The sequence below is a fragment of the candidate division KSB1 bacterium genome (assembly GCA_034506335.1).
In the GTDB taxonomy this organism is placed as follows: Bacteria; Zhuqueibacterota; Zhuqueibacteria; order JANLFK01; family Oleimicrobiaceae; genus Oleimicrobium.
The window spans coordinates 14,420-33,064 of record JAPDPR010000029.1 but is presented as its reverse complement, the minus strand read 5'-3'; the positions used below and the strand labels follow the sequence as shown (position 1 = coordinate 33,064).

Annotated in this window: 18 protein-coding genes; 2 read left to right on the top strand and 16 right to left on the bottom strand. The window is 60.1% G+C overall.

Annotated features, from left to right (window positions below; all coding sequences use genetic code 11):
• Window positions 1-5: 5 nt before the first annotated feature.
• The 15 genes from hslV to ONB25_09505 form a co-directional block, all read right to left on the bottom strand.
• Complete coding sequence (hslV, locus tag ONB25_09575; GenBank protein ID MDZ7393127.1) at window positions 6-572, bottom strand: ATP-dependent protease subunit HslV; 567 nt, start codon at window positions 570-572, stop codon at window positions 6-8.
• Window positions 573-601: 29 nt separating this feature from the next.
• Window positions 602-2,047 carry an RNA polymerase factor sigma-54 gene (gene rpoN, locus ONB25_09570; protein ID MDZ7393126.1) on the bottom strand — a complete coding sequence of 482 codons (1,446 nt, stop codon included), beginning with the start codon at window positions 2,045-2,047 and terminating at the stop codon, window positions 602-604.
• Window positions 2,048-2,213: 166 nt separating this feature from the next.
• Window positions 2,214-2,939: an LPS export ABC transporter ATP-binding protein gene (lptB, locus tag ONB25_09565; protein MDZ7393125.1), complete on the bottom strand. Its 726-nt coding sequence runs from the start codon at window positions 2,937-2,939 to the stop codon at window positions 2,214-2,216.
• A 7-nt stretch (window positions 2,940-2,946) separates the two neighbouring features.
• Window positions 2,947-4,116, bottom strand: coding sequence for a hypothetical protein (locus ONB25_09560; protein MDZ7393124.1), 1,170 nt, complete (start codon window positions 4,114-4,116; stop codon window positions 2,947-2,949).
• Window positions 4,117-4,141: 25 nt separating this feature from the next.
• On the bottom strand, window positions 4,142-4,759 hold the full coding sequence (gene lptC, locus ONB25_09555) for an LPS export ABC transporter periplasmic protein LptC (GenBank protein ID MDZ7393123.1): 618 nt from the start codon (window positions 4,757-4,759) through the stop codon (window positions 4,142-4,144).
• Window positions 4,760-4,764: 5 nt separating this feature from the next.
• Complete coding sequence (locus ONB25_09550) at window positions 4,765-5,772, bottom strand: KpsF/GutQ family sugar-phosphate isomerase (protein ID MDZ7393122.1); 1,008 nt, start codon at window positions 5,770-5,772, stop codon at window positions 4,765-4,767.
• A 7-nt stretch (window positions 5,773-5,779) separates the two neighbouring features.
• Window positions 5,780-6,442: an Ig-like domain-containing protein gene (locus tag ONB25_09545; GenBank protein MDZ7393121.1), complete on the bottom strand. Its 663-nt coding sequence runs from the start codon at window positions 6,440-6,442 to the stop codon at window positions 5,780-5,782.
• Between the two features lie 16 nt (window positions 6,443-6,458).
• Complete coding sequence (locus ONB25_09540) at window positions 6,459-7,229, bottom strand: hypothetical protein (protein ID MDZ7393120.1); 771 nt, start codon at window positions 7,227-7,229, stop codon at window positions 6,459-6,461.
• Between the two features lie 3 nt (window positions 7,230-7,232).
• Entirely contained in the window at window positions 7,233-8,099 is an 867-nt protein-coding gene (locus ONB25_09535; GenBank protein ID MDZ7393119.1) for a CsgG/HfaB family protein, read from the bottom strand.
• 7 nt (window positions 8,100-8,106) lie between these two features.
• Window positions 8,107-8,952, bottom strand: coding sequence for a 3-deoxy-8-phosphooctulonate synthase (kdsA, locus tag ONB25_09530; protein MDZ7393118.1), 846 nt, complete (start codon window positions 8,950-8,952; stop codon window positions 8,107-8,109).
• A gap of 17 nt (window positions 8,953-8,969) precedes the next feature.
• Window positions 8,970-10,616 (bottom strand): CTP synthase, encoded by a 1,647-nt coding sequence (locus ONB25_09525; GenBank protein ID MDZ7393117.1) that lies wholly within the window; start codon window positions 10,614-10,616, stop codon window positions 8,970-8,972.
• A complete protein-coding gene (gene kdsB / locus ONB25_09520; protein ID MDZ7393116.1) occupies window positions 10,610-11,362 on the bottom strand; it encodes a 3-deoxy-manno-octulosonate cytidylyltransferase in 753 nt (250 codons plus the stop codon). The genes ONB25_09525 and kdsB overlap by 7 nt, the downstream gene beginning before the upstream one ends.
• Window positions 11,363-11,371: 9 nt before the next feature.
• Window positions 11,372-11,653, bottom strand: coding sequence for an Asp-tRNA(Asn)/Glu-tRNA(Gln) amidotransferase subunit GatC (gatC, locus tag ONB25_09515; GenBank protein MDZ7393115.1), 282 nt, complete (start codon window positions 11,651-11,653; stop codon window positions 11,372-11,374).
• Between the two features lie 218 nt (window positions 11,654-11,871).
• Window positions 11,872-12,756, bottom strand: coding sequence for a DUF6263 family protein (locus tag ONB25_09510; protein ID MDZ7393114.1), 885 nt, complete (start codon window positions 12,754-12,756; stop codon window positions 11,872-11,874).
• A 38-nt stretch (window positions 12,757-12,794) separates the two neighbouring features.
• Window positions 12,795-14,387, bottom strand: a complete 1,593-nt coding sequence (locus ONB25_09505; GenBank protein MDZ7393113.1) for a M20/M25/M40 family metallo-hydrolase — start codon at window positions 14,385-14,387, stop codon at window positions 12,795-12,797.
• Between the two features lie 371 nt (window positions 14,388-14,758).
• On the opposite strand from ONB25_09505, the gene ONB25_09500 reads away from it, so the two are divergent.
• A complete protein-coding gene (locus ONB25_09500; protein MDZ7393112.1) occupies window positions 14,759-15,277 on the top strand; it encodes a class IV adenylate cyclase in 519 nt (172 codons plus the stop codon).
• Window positions 15,278-15,306: 29 nt separating this feature from the next.
• Here the strand turns inward: ONB25_09500 and ONB25_09495 are convergent, their stop codons facing one another.
• A complete protein-coding gene (locus ONB25_09495; GenBank protein ID MDZ7393111.1) occupies window positions 15,307-16,695 on the bottom strand; it encodes a M20/M25/M40 family metallo-hydrolase in 1,389 nt (462 codons plus the stop codon).
• A gap of 341 nt (window positions 16,696-17,036) precedes the next feature.
• Between ONB25_09495 and ONB25_09490 the strand changes: the two genes are divergently transcribed.
• Window positions 17,037-18,554 carry an AMP-binding protein gene (locus ONB25_09490; GenBank protein ID MDZ7393110.1) on the top strand — a complete coding sequence of 506 codons (1,518 nt, stop codon included), beginning with the start codon at window positions 17,037-17,039 and terminating at the stop codon, window positions 18,552-18,554.
• The last annotated feature ends 91 nt before the right edge of the window (window positions 18,555-18,645 follow it).

Sequence of the window (18,645 nt, the reverse complement as noted above, 5' to 3'; positions counted from 1 at the left end):
ACAGCTTACAGCTCGATCATGGTGATCTTGTTGTTGGTGTAGATGCAGATGGAGGACGCCACCTGCATGGCCTCGCGCACAATCTCGCGCGCGCTGAGGGTGGTGTGTTTGATCAACGCGCGTGCCGCAGCCAGCGCATAGCCACCTCCCGAGCCCAAAGCCACTACCTCATCGTCAGGCTCGATGACTTCGCCGTTGCCGGAGATGATAAAGGTTTGCTTCTTGTCCATCACCGCCAAGGAGGCGTCCAGGTGACGCAGGTAGCGGTCGCTGCGCCAGTCCTTGGCCAACTCTACCGCGGCACGCCCCAGATTGCCGTGGGCTTCCTCCAGCCTTCTCTCGAAACGGTCAAACAGGGTGAGGGCATCGGCAGCCGCACCGGCAAATCCCGCAAGCACCGTATCGTTGTAAATCTTGCGCACCTTCCTGGCGTTGTTCTTCAGCACTGCATCGCCAAAGGTCACCTGACCATCCCCAGCCAGGGCCACTTCCCCCTTATGGCGTACGCCTAAGATCGTGGTAGCACGCACCTTGCCACACCCCCATCCGCTGTCACATGGGCCACGCCTCATACGCACCTCAAACTCCTCCCGTCTCCTCTTCAAAGGCCTCGCCGCAAGCGGGCGATAGGAATCATCATCTGTTCGCGATATTTGGCCACCGTCCGTCGGGCCACGTTGTACCCTTCGGCCTTGAGCATCTCCGCGATTTTCTGATCGTTAAGCGGCCTCTTTGGGTCCTCCTTCTGGATGATCTCCTTGATGCGGTTCTTTATCACCCGATTGGAAACATCCTCACCATCATCGCGGTGAATCTTCTCGCTGAAAAAGTATTTGAGCTCGAAAACCCCAAACTCCGTTTGCACATACTTGCCGTTGGTAACCCGGCTGACCGTGGAAATGTCCATGCCAATGTCGTCGGCAATGTCTTTAAGAATCATCGGCTTGATGTGTTCCGGGCCATACTCGAAAAAGTCGCGTTGGCGGCGGATGATAGCTTCCATGACGCGGATGATGGTCTGCCGCCGCTGCTGAATGGAGTTAATCAACCAGCGCGCCGACTCCAGTCGTTGGCGGATGTAGTCCCTGGCTTCCTTTGGGGTATTCTTCTTGTCCGCCAACATCTGCCGGTATGACTTGCTGATGCGCAGCGAAGGGATGTTCCAGTCGTTCAGAATAACCTTGAACTCCCCATCCTCCTTGACGACCGTCATATCCGGCACAACATAGTTGTCCTCGTAGGCAACATAGCCCTCCCCTGGCTTCGGGTTGAGCTTTTTGATCTCCTCAATGGCCTCTTTCACCTCGTCTAGCGACACCCCCAAGGTCTTGGCCAGTTTTTCGAACCGCAGGTTCTTGAAGTCATCAAAATAGTCCCTGATGATGGTCACTGCCAATGGGTGGGGATCCTCTTGTTCGAGCAGCTGGATCAGGAGGCACTCCTGAAGGTTACGGGCACCAATGCCAGGAGGGTCAAAGTGCTGGATGACCTCCAGAACCTTCTCCACCACCTCCGGATCCGCATCGAAGGTCTCGGCCACGCTGTCCACGTCGGTGGCCAGGTAACCGGAGCTGTTGATGTTCCAGATCAGGTGTTCGCCAATCGCCATCTCCTGGTCGCTCAGGTCCGTCAGGTGCAGCTGGTTGAGCAGGTGGTCGGTCAAAGTTTCCCGATAGACCTCCGGCCGCTCGAACTGCTCGGCGTCCTTTTCCCTGGGAATCCAGTGCTCGTAGGAATCTTGGTCGTTGAGCACGGCCTCCCAGTCGATCTCTTCCTCCTCTTTCTGGTCGTGGATGGTGTCGTAGTCGACCTCTTCCTCCTCGTCGGAATCTTCGGGCTTTTCCAGCTCCAAGGTCTGCTCTGGAATCTCCTCCTGCTCCAGCTCCTCTTCCATCTCCGTGTCGATCTCCAGAAGAGGATTGGTCTCCAGCTCCAGGTTTATGCGGTGTTCCAGGCTCAAGATAGGCAGTTGGAGCAAGGAAGAAAGCAGCACCTGCTGCGGTGACTGCCGCAGCTGCATGGACAGTCTCTGAGACAGGTTTACCATGCGCTCTGCACCTCCTTCCTTGTCACCCCGCAGAAGACTCCGCGCTCCACCTCACATTCCCACATGACGACGCTCACCGATTTTGTGTTCCGATAATCCTCACCACGTGCTTTGCAGTTGACAACCAACTTTCTCCCTTTACACCTATCGACATCCCCCCAACCAGCTACCGGTCCAAGCGGAACTTCTCGCCCAAATACAGCTTCCGCGCCTCGGGGTCATTGGCCAGGAACTCGGAGGTCCCTGACTTGAGCACGACCCCTTCGTACAGCAGATAGGCACGGTCGGTAATCGACAGGGTCTCGTGCACGTTATGGTCGGTAATCAAGACCCCGATGTTTTTCTCCTTTAGACGGGCAACGATCCCTTGAATATCCTCAACGGCAATCGGGTCCACACCGGCAAAAGGCTCGTCCAAGAGAATGAACTTGGGCCTGGTGACCAGGGCACGGGTGATTTCTGCCCGCCGTCGCTCGCCGCCGGAAAGGGTGTAAGCCTTGTTTTTGGCCAAGTGGGCGATGTCCAGCTCGTTGAGCAGCTCCTCCAAGCGCCGGGCGCGCTCCTCGCGCGTGAGCTCCATGGTCTCAAGAATTGCCAGGATATTTTCCTCCACCGTCAGCTTGCGAAAAATCGACGGCTCCTGGGACAGGTAGGCAATGCCCATCTGTGCGCGCCGATACATGGGCAGATTCGTGATCTCCTGCCCATCCAGGAAGATCCTGCCCGCGGTGGGGCGAATCATCCCGGTGATCATGTAGAAGGTGGTAGTCTTGCCGGCGCCGTTTGGCCCCAGGAGGCCAACGATTTCGCCTTGCCGCACCTCGATGGAGACGCCATTGACCACCTTCCGCTTGCTGTAGACCTTGACAAGGTCCTCGGAGCGGAGGAGCATGCGCTGGTCAGAGCCTACGGTCTGCCTCATGCTGCTGCGTGTACTCTCCTTTCACGTTGCCGCCTGTGGCCACACCTTCCAAGTGGGGCGGAAAGAACACCCCTGCTGTCTTGCCGGGTGAGCTCTCAATCCGTACTCTTCGCAGCTTGCCCTCTTCCAGGGCCAACACTATCCTATCGCCGCTGATGCGATTGATGCCCTTGAACTCACCTTCCTCCACCACGTGGTACAGGCTCGTGGCCTGCTCCTCGATGGTCATCTGCCGAATCTGCTCATCGACCACGTCCATGGTCACGCGCTGTCCGGTAAGACGATTGACCCGCACCTCCGGGTTAAGCGAATCGCTGGGCGAAGTGATCAGCGCGTCGCCGTGCACGACGATGGTACGCACCTGCTGGCCGCTCAATTGCACTTCAATAGTCACTCCCCGGAATCGGTCGTGACCGTACCGGCCGTGTGGCGAAGCGGTGAGCAGGATCCGCTTGGTATCATCAAAGTACTCTGCCTTGCCACAGCTGACGTGGAGCCTTCCCCTTGTCAGCGTGACGCTGTCGCTGACCACGGCGCGAGCACCAGCGTCGAACACCTCCATTGTCTCGCCCGTGAGCACCAGCGGGTCCTGGCCAGTGGTGTCGGTCTTGACTAGGCGCGGTTGCCCAATTGCCCGCGCGTACCCAGTGGCGCGAAAGTATTCCAAGCGTTCGCAGCTGAGGCTGGTGAAGCGGGCAGTGTCCACAAGCATCACCCGCCCCTGGGCGACCGCCCGTTCCTCCAGCTCGAAATACGTCAGGCGCTCGGCAGCCAGCTTGCGGGTGCTGTCATAGACGACCGGGTTCCCTTCGGCCTCCTCCACGCGGGTAAACTCGTTGTAAGCCACCCGCTCTGCGTGCAACCGGCGGCGGCCCGTGTCGATGCGGACACGCCCTACCAGAACCACCGTACCTGCTGCCTCGTCCCGCAGGGCCTGATCGCATGCCATGCTCGCCCTGCCCTGACGAAAGAGCACATCCCCTTCCAGCCGTTGCAGGACCCTCCCCGCGATTGTCTGGCCGGTCAATCGCTGTGCATGGACCAGGCGAAGGCGTTCGTCTTGACCACGCGCACCACCGACAACAAGAGCGGCCACCATCGCGGCACACGCCAGGGAGCACCACCCGCTGCCAACACCCCCCTCCATGCCCTGTTTCCCTGCCAAAATTCGCTCACTGCTCGTGGTTCGGCGTGCCCACCCTGTGCGACTCCACAGTGTCGCGCCGAGCCCGCGCAGGCTGCAGCCGTCGCTCAAAGTCCAAGTCGATGGCACGCTGGGTCACCCCGCGGGGTTCGTAGAAGACATAGTTGCTCAGGTTCTTGTCTGACTCGAAACCTTTACCGTACAGCGTGTCGCCGACTGCGCGCACAATCATCACCGGCGCGTCAGAGTAGACCTTATCGTTCGCCTTGGTATAGAAAAGCCTCTCGGTGCGCAGCACAAGCCCGCTATCCGAAACCACGACTACGTTGCCATGCGCCTCGAGGTCGTAGGTAGCCTCATGCATCACGCCCGAGTCGGCCGTGACATGCGAGAGATGGCTCCCCTGCTCATTGTACAGGTCCACCTCGATCCCTTGATCGAAGCGGTACAGCTGGTCGTTCTTGTATTTGACCATGTGTCCGTAGGCGACCACTGCTGTCAACCTGCCATCCTTGGTGCTCACCACCCGGGAAGACCACCCCTCTTGTTCTACAGGTCTGCCTTCGGCCGGACGGGCAACCGGCGGAGGCGTGTCACGATGGGAACACGCCACCAGTAACATCGCAGCCACGACTGCAGTGAGCATTAACCTCACGAGACGCCGGCCTCCAATAGGTCATGGAGGTGGATCATGCCCACCGGGTGGTTCTCGGGATCTACGACCACGATCTGCAAGATATTAAAGTCCTCCATCACCCGCAGGACGTCGATCGCCATGGCGCCAACTGGCACCGTCTTCGGTCGGTCATTCATCACATCCGCCGCCGTGAGGGTGCGGATGTCAAAGTCCTTCTCCATGAGCCGCCGAAGGTCGCCGTCGGTGATGATGCCGCGCAGCACGTCCTGCTCGTCCACCACGCAGGTACCACCGAACCGCTTGCGGGTAATCTCCAAGATGGCCTCGCGCAAAGGTGCCCGGAGTTGCACCTTAGCGACGTGCTCACCGGTGAACATGACGTCGTCGACCTTGAGGCGGAGTTTCTTGCCCAAGGAGCCACCCGGGTGGAGAAACGCAAAATCTTCAGGGCCGAAGTGGCGCCGCTCCAGCACCGCTACCGCCAGGGCGTCTCCCATTGCAAGGGCGGCAGTGCTACTGGCAGTCGGGGCAAGACCGTTGGGGCAAGCCTCCTCCTCCACACTCACGTCCAAGACCACATCGCTCCGTTCAGCCAGCGCTGAGCGCAGGTTACCGATGATGGAGATAATGGGCACACCAATGCGGCGCAGCGCCGGAAACAGGCGCGTCAGCTCCCCGGTATTGCCGCTCTTGGACACAAAGATAACCACGTCATCTTTTCGCACCAGCCCCAGCTCGCCGTGGACTGCCTCGGCCGCGTGCATGAAAATGGCGGCCGTCCCGGTACTGGTCAAGGTAGCAGCAATCTTCGAGGCAATGATGCCCGATTTGCCCATGCCGGTCACAATGACCCGTCCTCGACAGGTACACAAAAGGTCCACGGCCCGGACAAAGGACTCGCCCACCCGGTCAACCAGCGCCTGCACGGCTCGTGTTTCTATCTCCAAAACTCGCCTGCCCGCGGCGATGGCCCGCGCGGCCTCCTCCCCCGAAACAGGCAACGGCGACACCTGAGCTCTCATGGTCAACTCACTTGGGAAAAGGGGTTACGCCTTCGACAACCACGTGTACCGAATCAACGCCCGGGGGGCCCGGGTGACTAAGCCGGTACCCTTTGACCACCAGGGTCTTCGGTCCGGACAAACCGTCAAGGCTCCAGAGAAACACATACAGGTCCCCATCTGCCGCCGTATCGGTGAAATGCAACATGCCGTTCACGAAAAACTCCACGCGCTCGATGGGACTTGTGGGGTGCGTGACACGCGCCTCCACGCGATAGCTGCCCAGCCCAGGTAGGGCTTGTCCCTCTGCTGGCCTGAGGATGGTCACCTGGGGTGGCTCTTCGCTTGCCACCACGATGGTGACCCCGTCGCTGGCCTGGGCCCCATTCTCATCTTTCACAGTCGCGGTGAGCCGGTATGAGCCTGGTTGCGTCGGGCTTTGCCACACGGTCCGCGCCTCTCCCGCGGGACCAACAAAGCTCCCGCCTGTGCTGTTCCACTGAAAGGAGAGCCGATCGCCGTCTGGGTCTTCAGCTTCTACCATGACGGTCGTGGTGTCGCCCGGGGAGAGGTCGTAATCCATGGCAAAAACCCGCAGGATCATCGGTGGCCTGTTCGCGAGCTTCTCCACAAGACTGCACCCAAACATTACCAGGGCCAGGCCAAGGGTTGGGATTATTCGCGCCCGCAACGCGCGGCCTCCGTGTTCAAAGCCCCACCGCGGTGACCTGCTCCACCACCCGCGCTCTCTCATCCCGAGACTCTACAAATACAAGCAGCCAATTCTTGTCCCCGTTCAGCACGTTCCCCGGTACACGAAAGGTAGCCTGCACCACTTCACCTGGCTGTAGCACGGCAATGTGCTGTCCGGGAAGCAGGGCCTTCACCACGTTGTGGTGACGGTCGACTCCGGCATCTTGAAGGATCAAAGCGCGCACCATCACGCCCTCTGCCGGCGTCGAGCCCAGACGCGCCAGGCTCACCTGGATCTCCTTATCCTGCGTACCGCGCCTCGCCTGAGCTTCAATCGTGAACAGGCTTGGCGTTGCGCTGCAGGTATCAAACTGCCGCCGATACCGCTCGTAGGCAGTACTCACGCTATGGGCTCCCTGAACGCGCCCCGCACTGCCAGAGAAAAAGACATCAGGGATGCCCAGGCCTTCAGAGGCCAGTTCTTCGTAGCGCAACCGCGCTTCGGCCAGTGCATAGGAGTCCACCCACTTTCCAGGGTTGGACAGGTGATACTCTGCCACCAGCAATGAGGCGGTGCCTACCTCCGCTTGGAGCTGGGCCAGTGCGTCCAAGGCCTGCGGGCAATAGAGGGCGCTGGGGTCATCGCTGACAAACGCCTCCGCCAGCACCACCCGTTGCCGCTGGCTGCGTGGGTTCTTAGGGTCCAGCGGGTTATCCCGCGGCATGTCGCCACAGTGGTTCGCCACCAGCAAGCCCACCGCCGCAATGTACCCCAGAACGCGCATACGTCACCAGCGAAGAGTCAACGCTAACCGCACTCCGTCCCCTTCCCACCGCGTCTGTAGCGCTACTTTTGCCTCGCTTAGCGGCTCTGCCGAAGCGACCAGATAATTGGACTCAGCGCTGTTCGCTGCCACCAGTGACAAACTCACGAGAGCCGATACGCCTGTCATGCCCAGGAGCACATTGCGCGCCTTGAGGTTGCCATTGGCCCGCTCATAGGCGCGGTCGAACTCGGCCAAGTGGGTAGCCTCCATGTACTCCGCCCGGGCATCGCGGTAATTGAGATGGGTGACCACCGCCGCCAGGCCGAAGAGGAGCGTAGACCCAATGGCAAATTGGGCCGGATAGTTACGCAGCCGCGCTTGCCGCAGGCGCCCTCCATTCCCAGTGAGGTCGTAGATGATGTTGTGCGCCAGCAATTGCACCATATGCGGCAAGGCACCGGATGCGTCCCCTTCCACCTTTTCTCCCAGCACCCGACCGGTGCTCACCTCCACGATGTGTGCATCCAGCCGCTGCCCACGAGCAGTGCGACTGATGGTGCCCTGAATCACGTAGCGCGCCCCAGCCATTTCCCCAACTACGACAGCCTCCTGCTCCTGAAGCACCCCGCTCTGCTGCAGCGCCAGCTCCCGTAACACCCCTTCCAGTGCAGTTCGCTCCAGCACCTGCAAATGCGGGGAGCGCGAGAGCTCGGTCTTCAGCATCTCTGACACCACGCTGCCCAGGGCATCCCACGACTTCACCCCGCTGGCGTTGTGAAACTCCAGCACCGCCACCGTGACGCTTGTTTCCTGTCCCGGAGCCTGGAGGACGCTCCAGGCTAGGGCGAAAAACACCATGAGTATGCGTCGTATCGCCGAGGCACGCACGGGCCCCTCACGAGATTGGCTGTTTGTACTCCAGCTCGCGCCGCAGCTCGTCTATCCGGCGCAGATGAATCAAAAGGCGCTCCAGTTTATCTAAGGGCCACATACTGGCCGCATCGCACAGCGCCTCGCTGCAGTTGGGGTGCGTCTCGATAAAGACGGCCTCGCAGCCGGCGGCCACCGCCGCGCGCGCTAACCCCGGCACAAACTCCGGCCTCCCTCCTGCCGGGTCACTGGAGGGCACCCCATACACGCGAATGGCGTGCGTCGGGTCGAAGACCACCGGATAGCCCAAGCCGCGGAGCACCGAAAAGGAGCGAAAATCCACCACCAGGTTGTGGTAGCCGAAAAACGTGCCCCGCTCAGTGAGCAAGATATTGTAATTGCCCACCCATTCCACTTTGCCGATGACGTGCTTCATGTCGGCCGGGTCGAGGAACTGGCCCTTTTTGAGATTGAGCGGCTTGCCCGTCCGTGCTGCGGCAAGCGTGAGGCTGGTCTGCATCGACAAGTAAGCCGGAATCTGGATCACATCCAGGACCTCGGCTGCAGGGCCCGCCTCGTGTTGGTCGTGAATGTCCGACAGCACCGGCACGCCCAGCTCTGACTTCACCTTCTGCAGAATGCGCAACCCTTCGTCCAATCCAGGGCCCTGGTACGAGGTAGCCGAGGAACGATTGTCTTTCAAGTACGACGACTTGAAAATAAAGGGCATCCCCACTCGTTTGGCTATCTTCTGCACCTCCGCCGCCGTGCGCAACACCAGCTGCTCCGACTCAATGACGCACGGTCCTGCAATAAGCGCCAGGGGCTCATCAGGCCCAATCTTGATGTCGCCAACTACGACCGTTCGCACCGCGACCTGCTCCTTACCTATTCATTGCCCTGTGCGCCGCGGCTGTTCTTGTGCTTGAGCGCGGCTCCTACAAAAGCCCGGAAAAGAGGGTGCGCCTTCAGCACCCGCGACTTGTACTCCGGATGAAATTGCCCCGCCACAAACCAGGGATGCCCGTGCAGCTCAATCATCTCCACAAGCCCGGTTTCCGGGTTTCGCCCGCTCACCACCATCCCCTTCTCCTGCAAAAGGGGCACGTACTTGTTGTTTACCTCGTAGCGGTGACGATGGCGTTCCCGAATCGTGGTCTGCCCATAGATCTTGGCGGCCAATGAACGTTTGTCCAGTTCGCAGGTGTAAGCTCCCAGGCGCATTGTGCCACCCATTTGGGCAACTTGGGTTTGTGTTTCCATCAAATCAATAACCGGGTAAGGGGTGGCCTGGTCGAACTCACGGCTATTTGCCCCCTGAAGGCCGCACACGTTGCGCGCAAACTCGATGACGGCACATTGCAAACCCAAGCAGATGCCGAAGAAAGGCAGGGCATTCTCCCTCGCATACCGGACCGCAGCGATCTTGCCTTCGATGCCGCGTTCGCCAAAGCCTCCGGGTACGAGGAGCCCGGACACATCATCAAGGCGCCCCTCTACGCCGGTCCTTTCGATCTCCTCGGCATCGATCCACTTCAACTCCACGCGTGCATCGTGGTCCACGCCCGCATGCACGAACGCCTCCACGATGCTCTTGTAGGAATCGCGCAGCCCAGCGTATTTGCCACAGATGGCGATGCGCACAAAGGCGCTAGGATTTTTCACCTTGTGCACAAAGGCCTTCCAGGTAGCCAGGTCGGGCTTGTCGCACTTGAGGTTGAGTAACTCGACGATCTTGTCGGTGAGACCGCCGCTTTCGAAGACCAAGGGCACCTCGTAGATGGATTCTACATCCGGGGCCTCGATGACGGCATCCGGGGCCACGCTGCAAAAGAGGCCGATTTTCTCCCGCTGCTCGCGGCCCAACGGCACCTCCGTACGACAGAGAAGGATATCGGGCTGGATGCCGATTTCGCGCAGACGCATCACCGAATGCTGGGTGGGTTTGGTCTTCAGTTCGCCTGCTGCGCGGATGTAGGGCACCAGCGTCAGGTGGACATTGAGGGCATTCTCCCGTCCCACCGCTAGGCAGAACTGCCGTATCGCCTCCAGAAATGGCAAACTCTCGATATCGCCCACGGTGCCGCCGATCTCTGCGATCACCACGTCAAAGTGTTCACCCTCCGGCGCCACCTGGAGAATCCGGCGTTGGATCTCGTCGGTGATGTGGGGGACGACCTGCACTGTCTTGCCGAGATAGTCGCCACGCCGCTCCTTGCGGATGACCGTGTAGTAAATCTGGCCGGTGGTGGCATTATTTCGCGCCGAGGTGTCGATGTCCATGAAGCGCTCGTAGTGCCCCAGGTCAAGGTCGGTCTCCGCGCCGTCGTCAGTGACGTACACTTCGCCGTGTTGGTATGGACTCAGCGTTCCCGGGTCGACGTTGATGTAGGGGTCGAACTTGATTATGGTCACCTTTAGGCCCCGCGCCTTGAGCAGCCGACCAATGGAGGCAGAAGCAATACCTTTGCCCAAGGAGGACACCACGCCGCCGGTAACAAAGATGTACTTGGTCTGCTTGGCCCCAGCTACCATCCTCTCCTCCTCACCTCTTCCCGCACTCGCTCCAAGTCCTCAGGGGTGTCAACGCACAGGGGTACGCTGTTGGTAATCCCTACACGGATGCGATAACCGTGCTCCAAAACACGCAGCTGTTCCAGCTTTTCTGCCTGCTCCAAGGGCGTCTGGGGCAAGGTGGCATATTTGAGTAAGAAACTGCGTCGAAACACGTAGAGGCCGATGTGATTGTAGAACGTGCAACGTTTGAGCCACTCCTCGGGCGAAGAGCAGTCCCGCACAAAAGGGATAGCGGCGCGCGAGAAATAGAGGGCGTACCCTTTGCGGTCAAGGACCACGCGCACGGTGTTGGGGTCAGCAAGCTCGGCTGGGTCTTTCACCTCGCGCGCCAGGGTTCCTACCACCGCCTCGGGGTCGTCGATGAGGAGCCGTACTGCTTGGTCGATCGCCGCCGGCTCGATGAGAGGCTCATCACCCTGGATGTTGACCACGATTTCCACCGGCATGTCCCTTGCCACCAGGGCAACGCGGTCTGTGCCTGAGGCGAGGTGACGCGGCGTCATGGCCACCTCGCCGCCAAAGGCGCGGACGGCCTCCTCGATGCGCTCGTCGTCTGTGGCCACGATCACTTGCGACAGGAGCGCAGCCCGTTGCGCCCTCTCGTACACCCACTGGATCATGGGTTTGCCAGCAATGTCAGCGAGGGGCTTGCCTGGGAAGCGAGTCGAATCCCACCGCGCCGGGATGATACCTACTGCACGCATCGTGCGGCCTCACTTCACCTTGGGCACACTGAAGAAACCGGCGCGCGTCTTCGGCGCCAACGCCAGTGCCTCCTCACGCCATAGCCCAGGCCTGACGAGGTCCGTGCGCAACTGGCTAACCGCGACAGGAACCTGCTCTAAAGGTGGCACTTCAGCCACTGACACCTCATCAAGCGTTTTCATGTACGCCACAATGCGCGAAAGCTCTGAGGCCATGAGCTCTTCGTCCGGCCCGAGACGGAGGTGCACCAGCTGAGCAAGGTACTTCACCTGTTCGAGCGTGACCTGCAATGCGTTCTCCAGGACAACTCCATAACCCCACACTCGTCAAGGCCGTCCTAATATAAGAGAATTGCCCCTTATTGTCAAGCTCCTTTTCCCGGCTGTGGCATAGTGTTTGTAAGGGAGGAGAATTGCAGGGAGAGCGCCCCGCGGCGGGAGGTAGAAAGGCGGATGCACGCGCGGAGCGGCCCTGCACTTTCCTGCGCGCAGGGCCGCCCGCGGGTAGACTACTTGACGAGCCGGAGCGTGGACTTGATCTCCTGGCTCATGGGAATAGTCATGTCCATGGGGCCACTGACTGCAGCGGTGCCTTCCATGAGTCGTTCGCTGACCACCTCCAGAAGAGTGCCTGTCTTATAGGCAAATAGAAAATAGCCGCTTGACTCACCCTCCCCCTCAAAGCTGATGTTTGCCCCCATCTGGCTTCCTTGCCCGCCGACGGTGAAGGTGCTCTGCGAGTTAACCTTCAGGCACTCCTGCCCGTCGCAGACCGTCTGCTCCGCCACGGTGTAACGCGTCTTTGAAGAAAGGAGAAGGTCCACTCCCGACTGCTTCATGGTATCGGTGCGCGTCTCCTCCCAGGTATCGCCGATCTTCACCGGCTGCGCCGGCAAGGCGACCAGCAACTCCCGGAATTGCGCGCCCATGTCCACCTCCTGGCCCATCACGTTGAGCTTAGGGAGTTTGTCGAAGCCGATTCTGGCTATGATCTTGCCCTCCGGCGAAGTGACCAGCTCGGCACTCTTGCCCACAAGCTCCTTGCCATCCATGGTAAAGTCGCCCTGGGGACCCTTGCCCGTGGTGAGAAACTGATTGAAGGTGATCTGCCAGCGTACATTGCCCTCGGGAGAAGAACCCAGAGAACGCAGCGTCCAGCCAAAGTCCTGCACGGTGTTGACCTGCATCTCTTGACCCATCATTTCCTGGGTCATGCGGCTCTCGTTGTGCATCTGGTAGGTCAGCGCCTGCCCTTTGGCTGCACGGTAGCTGAGAATGAAGCCCGTCTCCGGGCCGCCGTAGTTGAACGCCTTCGGCCCCGCACAGGCAACAACTAGCACCGCTGCCAGCATCAGCCCCCAACCGTAGCGGTACGCGCGGTTAATAGGTTTCATGTTTCCTCCTTGAGTTAGGTTCATTGCCATCTACTTGTCTAGCGCGAGCGGGAAGCGGGGCGCTCAGCCTCGGAGGTGCTCTCACTCACGTCGACAAAGTCGGGGCGCTGCGCATCATTGGCCACCAGCCACGCGGTGGCAAAGACCAGTTTTCCGACCCGGGCCATCTTGCGCGGGTCCAGCTTGTCTACATCGTCCGTGGGCCTGTGCAGGTCCGGGTGGTCGCCGGTATTGAAAAACAGCACGGGAATCTGTTTGCGATAGAAGGAGTAATGGTCACTCTGCCGGAAGTAGCGATCCCATTTGTACGAGAGCTCCATCCCCACCAGCGTGTTGGCCTGTTTGTTGAGCTCCGTGAGGCGGGAACTGGTCTTGCTCCCGATGATGGCCACCATGTTCGAGTCATTGCGGCCGATCATATCCAGATTCAACATTGCCACCGTCTTGTCAAGTGGCAGAAGCGGATGGTCAGCGTAATAGCGCGAACCGAATAGCCCCTTCTCCTCACCCGCGAAGGTAATGAAGAGAAGGCTGCGACGTGGCCGCTCTCCACTTGTTGCGAATGCCTGCGCCACCTCCAACAGGCCAGCGGTCCCAGAGGCATTGTCGTCGGCGCCGTTGTAGATGGTGTCACCCGGGGCGCCCACGTGGTCATAGTGCGCGCCGACGACCACCACCTCCTCCTTGAGCGCGGGATCAGCGCCCTCCCAGTAGCCGGCAACGTTGTACACCGAATCCACCTCGGCGCTCAGCGTCACTTGCAAGCGAACCCGCTTGTCAGCGATGGGGAACGAGTGCGGCTGGCACTTTTCGTCGATCAGCCTCTGCCACTCCGCGAGATTCTTACCCGATTCGGCGAGTAGGTACTCGGCAAGTTCGCGCCCCACGTAGGCCGCCACAAGCTGTCCCTCTTGGCCTCCGGCCAGGGTAAGCGGCGGTTTGATGTTAGCAGGCGGACGGTTCATGAGCTCAGGCCACACGTTGGGCGGCCGCCGGAAGCGGGAGTTGTTGGGATTCCTCACCAGCAGCAGCCCTATCGCCCCGTGGTCGATGGCTATCTGGGCCTTGACCAGTACCTTGCAGTACTCCGTGTCCTTAGCGCCGTCAAACACACTGGTGCTGTCCTTCTCCTGCGGCTCTTGGCTCATCACTAGCACGTATTTCCCCTTCGCGTCCAATCCCTGGTAATCGTCGTAGCCGAATTCTGGCGCAGTGATGCCATAGCCGGCAAAGACCACCGGTGCCTCCACTTGCCGGCTGCCCGAAATGTGGATGGGCACAAAGTCCTCCTTGATGGCAAACTCCCGCTCCCCATCAGGGCCTATGACCACGAGCGAATTGGGCGCAGAAAGCGCCACGCGCTCCAGGGGAAACGGCACCAGGAAGCTGCGCTGGCGCGTCGTGGGAGAAAGGCCGTAGCGTGCAAACTCCGCAGCAATGTAGTCGGCGGCGCGCCGAAGTTCGGGACTGGGCGTATCACGGCCTCGCATCTCGTCACTGGCGAGAAACGCCACATGGGCATACATTTCTGGCGGCGTAATGGAGGCCAAACCGGCGGGTGGGACATCCACCTGTGGCCAGGCCACCGAGCTCAGGAGCAGCAATACACAGACAAATCGCAAAGTGCGCATCGACGACCCTCCCAAAATAGTGGATCAACGGCAAGCGATACGCTTCTCCGGTGCCGGGATACACGGCGCGCGAAATCGCCTGTCTATACGAGCGCGGCGGAGATTGGTTTCATTGAGCTCCACACTTTCGCAACAAAGGTATTGGAAAATGCGCACACTTTCAATAGCTTTCCACAGCAATTGACAGAACGTGGGCATCTACTCCTACCGTCCCTCGCACAGGGCGGAAGCCGCGGCCTGGCAGGGGCGACAGCGAAAGCTCTGGACTGTCTCACCATGGGCCCATCTGCCGAGCAGCGACCAATCTTCGCCCTTGCCCCAACAAAGAGCACGTGCCCACGCCCGGACAACCCTGATGCGGAGGTGACCGGATGCAGAACGTCGAACTAAAGGCGCGCTATGATGACCTGCAGCGCGCAGCGCGTGTGGCGCGCGCACTGGGAGCCACACGGCAGTGGCGCAGACGCCAAACCGACACCTACTTTGCCACGCCCAGAGGCAGGATCAAGGTGCGACGCGTACCGGGCCAACCGGCCGAGCTTATCGCCTACCACCGTGCGGACACCGCTACGGCACGGCCGAGCAGCTACCATATCTGCTCGGTGCCCGACGGCGCCGCACTCTGCCGCACTCTAAGCATGGTTCTCGACACGCTGGTTGTCGTCGATAAGGTTCGAACCCTCTACCTCCTGGATAATGTCCGCATTCACCTGGATACCGTGCGAGGTATAGGTTCCTTCATCGAGTTTGAAGCGGTGTTGTCGCATCCGCGACAGGAGGCCGCGGCCACGGCGCGCGTTAAAGAGCTCTGTACCCATTTCGGCATCACGCAAGAGCACATTGTGGCCACTTCCTATGCAGAGCTCCTCCTGGCCCGCAGTCGCACTTGAGCACATGGGCCCACTCCCCGCGAGATGGTTCACAGTCCCTCCTCGGCGATCAGGTAAGTCAAAATGGCCATGGCTGCGGCCCCCAGCTCGAATTCTCTGGGATGCACAGCAGCGAAGACGTCGTTCGCGGAGTGGTGGTAGTCAAAATAACGTTGGCAGTCAGGTACGTAGCCTATGAGGGCCTTCGCACCTTTGATCTGGGCGATGTCCGCGCCACTGCCGCCTTTGCGCACCCACTCGATAAGGGCAAGATGCAACAGGGGCAGCCACTGTTGAATGCGGGTTACCACGCTGTCGGCGCCATCCACAAAAAAACCTCGTGGGGTGAACGCGCCGCGATCGCTCTCGATGGCCGCTATGTGGCGCACCGCCGTAGAGTCCGCCCAGCTCGCGTAGGTGCGTGCCCCATCCAGGCCAAACTCTTCGTTAAGGAAAAAGACCACGCGCACAGTGCGCCGCGGCTGAACTCCCACCCTTCGCAGGAGGTCCAAAACCTCCAGCGCCTGGATGCATCCGGCACCATCATCGTGGGCCCCATCCCCTTGATCCCAGCTGTCGAAATGACCCGCCACCACGATCACTTCCTCCGGGAGCTCGCGGCCCGGGAGTTCGGCCATCAGGTTGTACGAGGTGGTGCGGCCTAGAGTGCGACACGACAGGCGAAGTAGGACCTGGACTTCGCGGTACCCACCGAGCCACGTGGCCAGTTTCTCGGCATCCTGCACCCCGATTGCCACTGCGGGGATCTCTGGCCCACGCTCCTCGTATCGCAGGGTGCCCACATGCGGGACGTTGTCAGCGCTGGTCGTGACTGAGCGCACTATGGCTGCCACAGCCCCCACGCTGGCAGCCACAGCTGGTCCCTCCACCCGCTGGTCCACAGCTCGACCATAGGCGGCGAATGTATCCACCAGGTGTCGCTCCATCGGCCGGTTGAAGAACACGATGCGCCCCCTCACCTCATCTGCTCTTCTGCGCACCTCCTCCAGGTCGTGCACCTCAACCACCGGAGCACAAAGACCCTTTGGTCCGGTGCCAACGCTGCCACCGAGGGCAGCTACCCGCAGGCGCCGGCCTTTCAATGCCCTGGGGGAGACCACTTCGGCCTCTTCCCGGCCGCCGCGTTCCCATCGAGGCACAGAGACCTCTTGTAGCTGCACATTCGCCAGCCCCAACCTCTGCATGGTGGCCTTGGCCCAACGAATCGCCTCCATCCCTTTGGCCGAGCCCACCAGGCGGGGACCGATTGCACAAAGCTCCCGTAAGAGGTGGTACCCCACCGTGTCCTCTAGCGCGCACATCACCACTCGCTGCGCCACGTCGGAGTGGCGCTCCACCTGAGCGTGCACGGGGACAACACCTGGGGAGGCGAAAAACACGCCAGCCGAGGCCATCAAGATCAGTCCATACCTTCCCATAGTGCGTGCTTCCTCACTTCCACTTGTCGCCGACCTAGTCCGCCTCTCTTGCCCGATGCCACCCACTCCATGAAGGAGGGGGTAAAAACCACTGCAGCGTCTGGTTCTGGCACCTACTCTATGCGCAAACCAGGCGCGCTTGCCATCTCCAGCCCCGACGCTCAGCGCACTTTGACCTTGGAAGTCCGTTCGTGCATGCATCCCCTCATCCCCCCGTCGTCACAATATTACCTTCCCATCTGGAAAAAAATTCGTTGACTTTTTGCAATATTTTGTGTAAATATGCCCTGAATTTCGTTCAGTAGAAAACAGCACCGCTTTGAATCAACGGCGGAGGACCCATGATCCTGCATCACCAGTTCATTCACAACGCCAAGAAATTGGGCAACAAGATGGCCATCATTGATCGCACTACTGATAAACGGGTGAGCTACTCAAAAGCCCTCATTGCCTCACTGATTCTGGCCAAAAAGTTCAAGAAATATCCCGAGGGCTTTGTGGGCGTGATGGTGCCCACCTCGGCCGGTGCATTTCTGGCCACGTTAGGGGTTATCATGGCCGGCAAAGTGCCCGTCATGATCAACTACTCCACCGGCGCGGCTGACAACTGCGAATACGCGCAGAACAAGTGCGGCTTCAAGACGATTGTTACCTCTCGGGCGCTCTTGGAACGTATACGCTGCCCCATTGTGCCGGGCATGATCTTTCTCGAGGACCTGATGGCGGAAATCGGCACTGCCGACAAGCTGACCGCTGCCCTCCGCTCTAAGATGCCGGTGGGTAGCATCATTCGTTCTTTGCCTCCTGCCGACATCGACGACAACGTCGTGATACTCTTCACCAGTGGCAGCGAAAAGGAGCCCAAGGCCGTCCAGCTCACCCATCGCAACATCGGTGCCAACATCCGCGACGTTCGTCAAGTGTTCGATCTGCGGGAAGAGGACGTGGTCATGGCCATCTTGCCCCTGTTCCACGTGTTCGGCTACACCGTGAACTTTTGGCTGCCGCTCATTGTGGGCATGACCAGCGTCACCTGCGCCAATCCTCTCGATTACAAGAACATCCCCACCTACATTCGCGAGGAAAAGGCCACCATGATCGCTGCCACGCCCATCTTCTTCGCCGGCTATCTACGCGAGTCCAAACCCGGCGACTTTGAGACGCTCCGGCTGTTAGTGGCGGGGGCGGACAAAACCCCCGACTCTTTGCGCGAAGGCTACTGGGCTAAGCACAAAAAGGTCCTGTTGGAAGGATACGGTTGCACCGAGACCAGCCCAGTGGTGTCGGTCAATACGCCGGAGCACAATCGCCCAGGAAGCATCGGCTTGCCTTTGCCCAGCGTGCAGGTCAAGATCGCCGACGTGACCACCGGCAAAGAACTCCCGCCGGGCAAGGAGGGAAAGATCTTGGTCAAAGGCGACTTGGTGATGAAGGGTTATTTCGGCGACTTGGAGGAGACCTCGCTGCGCATCCGCGATGGGTGGTACGACACAGGCGATATGGGCGTCCTGGACGAAGACGGCTACCTTTGGCATCGGGGGCGCCTCAAGCGCTTCGTGAAAATAGGCGGCGAGATGATCTCGTTGGTTCGCACCGAGACAGTCTTGGAGAAGCTGCTCCCGCCAGGGGTGAGTTGTTGCGTGGTTGAAGTCCCAGACGCCAAGAAGGGCGCCAAGATCGTCGCCGCCGTAACGCAAAAGGTGGACGAGCGCTCAATTCTCAAAGCTCTTGCCAAAGAACTGCCCGCCATCGCGCTGCCGAAGCAGTTTGTGGTCTTGCCAGACATGCCCAAGATGGGTAGCGGCAAGGTGGATTTTCGCACCGTGGGCCGCCTGGTGCGGGAGGCTATAGCTGGCTAAGTGGACGGTGACGCTCATTGGTTGCCAGGGCCTCCACTCCACCACGTGGAGGCCCTGTTTGTTTCAATCTGGCGCCGGCTTTGGCATCCCG

Coding starts and splice junctions, on each gene's coding strand:
- hslV (MDZ7393127.1), bottom strand. CDS start 572: ATGAGGCGTGGCCCATGTGACAGCGGATGGGGGTGTGGCAAGGTGCGT.
- rpoN (MDZ7393126.1), bottom strand. CDS start 2,047: ATGGTAAACCTGTCTCAGAGACTGTCCATGCAGCTGCGGCAGTCACCG.
- lptB (MDZ7393125.1), bottom strand. CDS start 2,939: ATGCTCCTCCGCTCCGAGGACCTTGTCAAGGTCTACAGCAAGCGGAAG.
- ONB25_09560 (MDZ7393124.1), bottom strand. CDS start 4,116: ATGGAGGGGGGTGTTGGCAGCGGGTGGTGCTCCCTGGCGTGTGCCGCG.
- lptC (MDZ7393123.1), bottom strand. CDS start 4,759: ATGCTCACTGCAGTCGTGGCTGCGATGTTACTGGTGGCGTGTTCCCAT.
- ONB25_09550 (MDZ7393122.1), bottom strand. CDS start 5,772: ATGAGAGCTCAGGTGTCGCCGTTGCCTGTTTCGGGGGAGGAGGCCGCG.
- ONB25_09540 (MDZ7393120.1), bottom strand. CDS start 7,229: ATGCGCGTTCTGGGGTACATTGCGGCGGTGGGCTTGCTGGTGGCGAAC.
- ONB25_09525 (MDZ7393117.1), bottom strand. CDS start 10,616: ATGGTAGCTGGGGCCAAGCAGACCAAGTACATCTTTGTTACCGGCGGC.
- kdsB (MDZ7393116.1), bottom strand. CDS start 11,362: ATGCGTGCAGTAGGTATCATCCCGGCGCGGTGGGATTCGACTCGCTTC.
- ONB25_09510 (MDZ7393114.1), bottom strand. CDS start 12,756: ATGAAACCTATTAACCGCGCGTACCGCTACGGTTGGGGGCTGATGCTG.
- ONB25_09505 (MDZ7393113.1), bottom strand. CDS start 14,387: ATGCGCACTTTGCGATTTGTCTGTGTATTGCTGCTCCTGAGCTCGGTG.
- ONB25_09500 (MDZ7393112.1), top strand. CDS start 14,759: ATGCAGAACGTCGAACTAAAGGCGCGCTATGATGACCTGCAGCGCGCA.
- ONB25_09495 (MDZ7393111.1), bottom strand. CDS start 16,695: ATGGGAAGGTATGGACTGATCTTGATGGCCTCGGCTGGCGTGTTTTTC.
- ONB25_09490 (MDZ7393110.1), top strand. CDS start 17,037: ATGATCCTGCATCACCAGTTCATTCACAACGCCAAGAAATTGGGCAAC.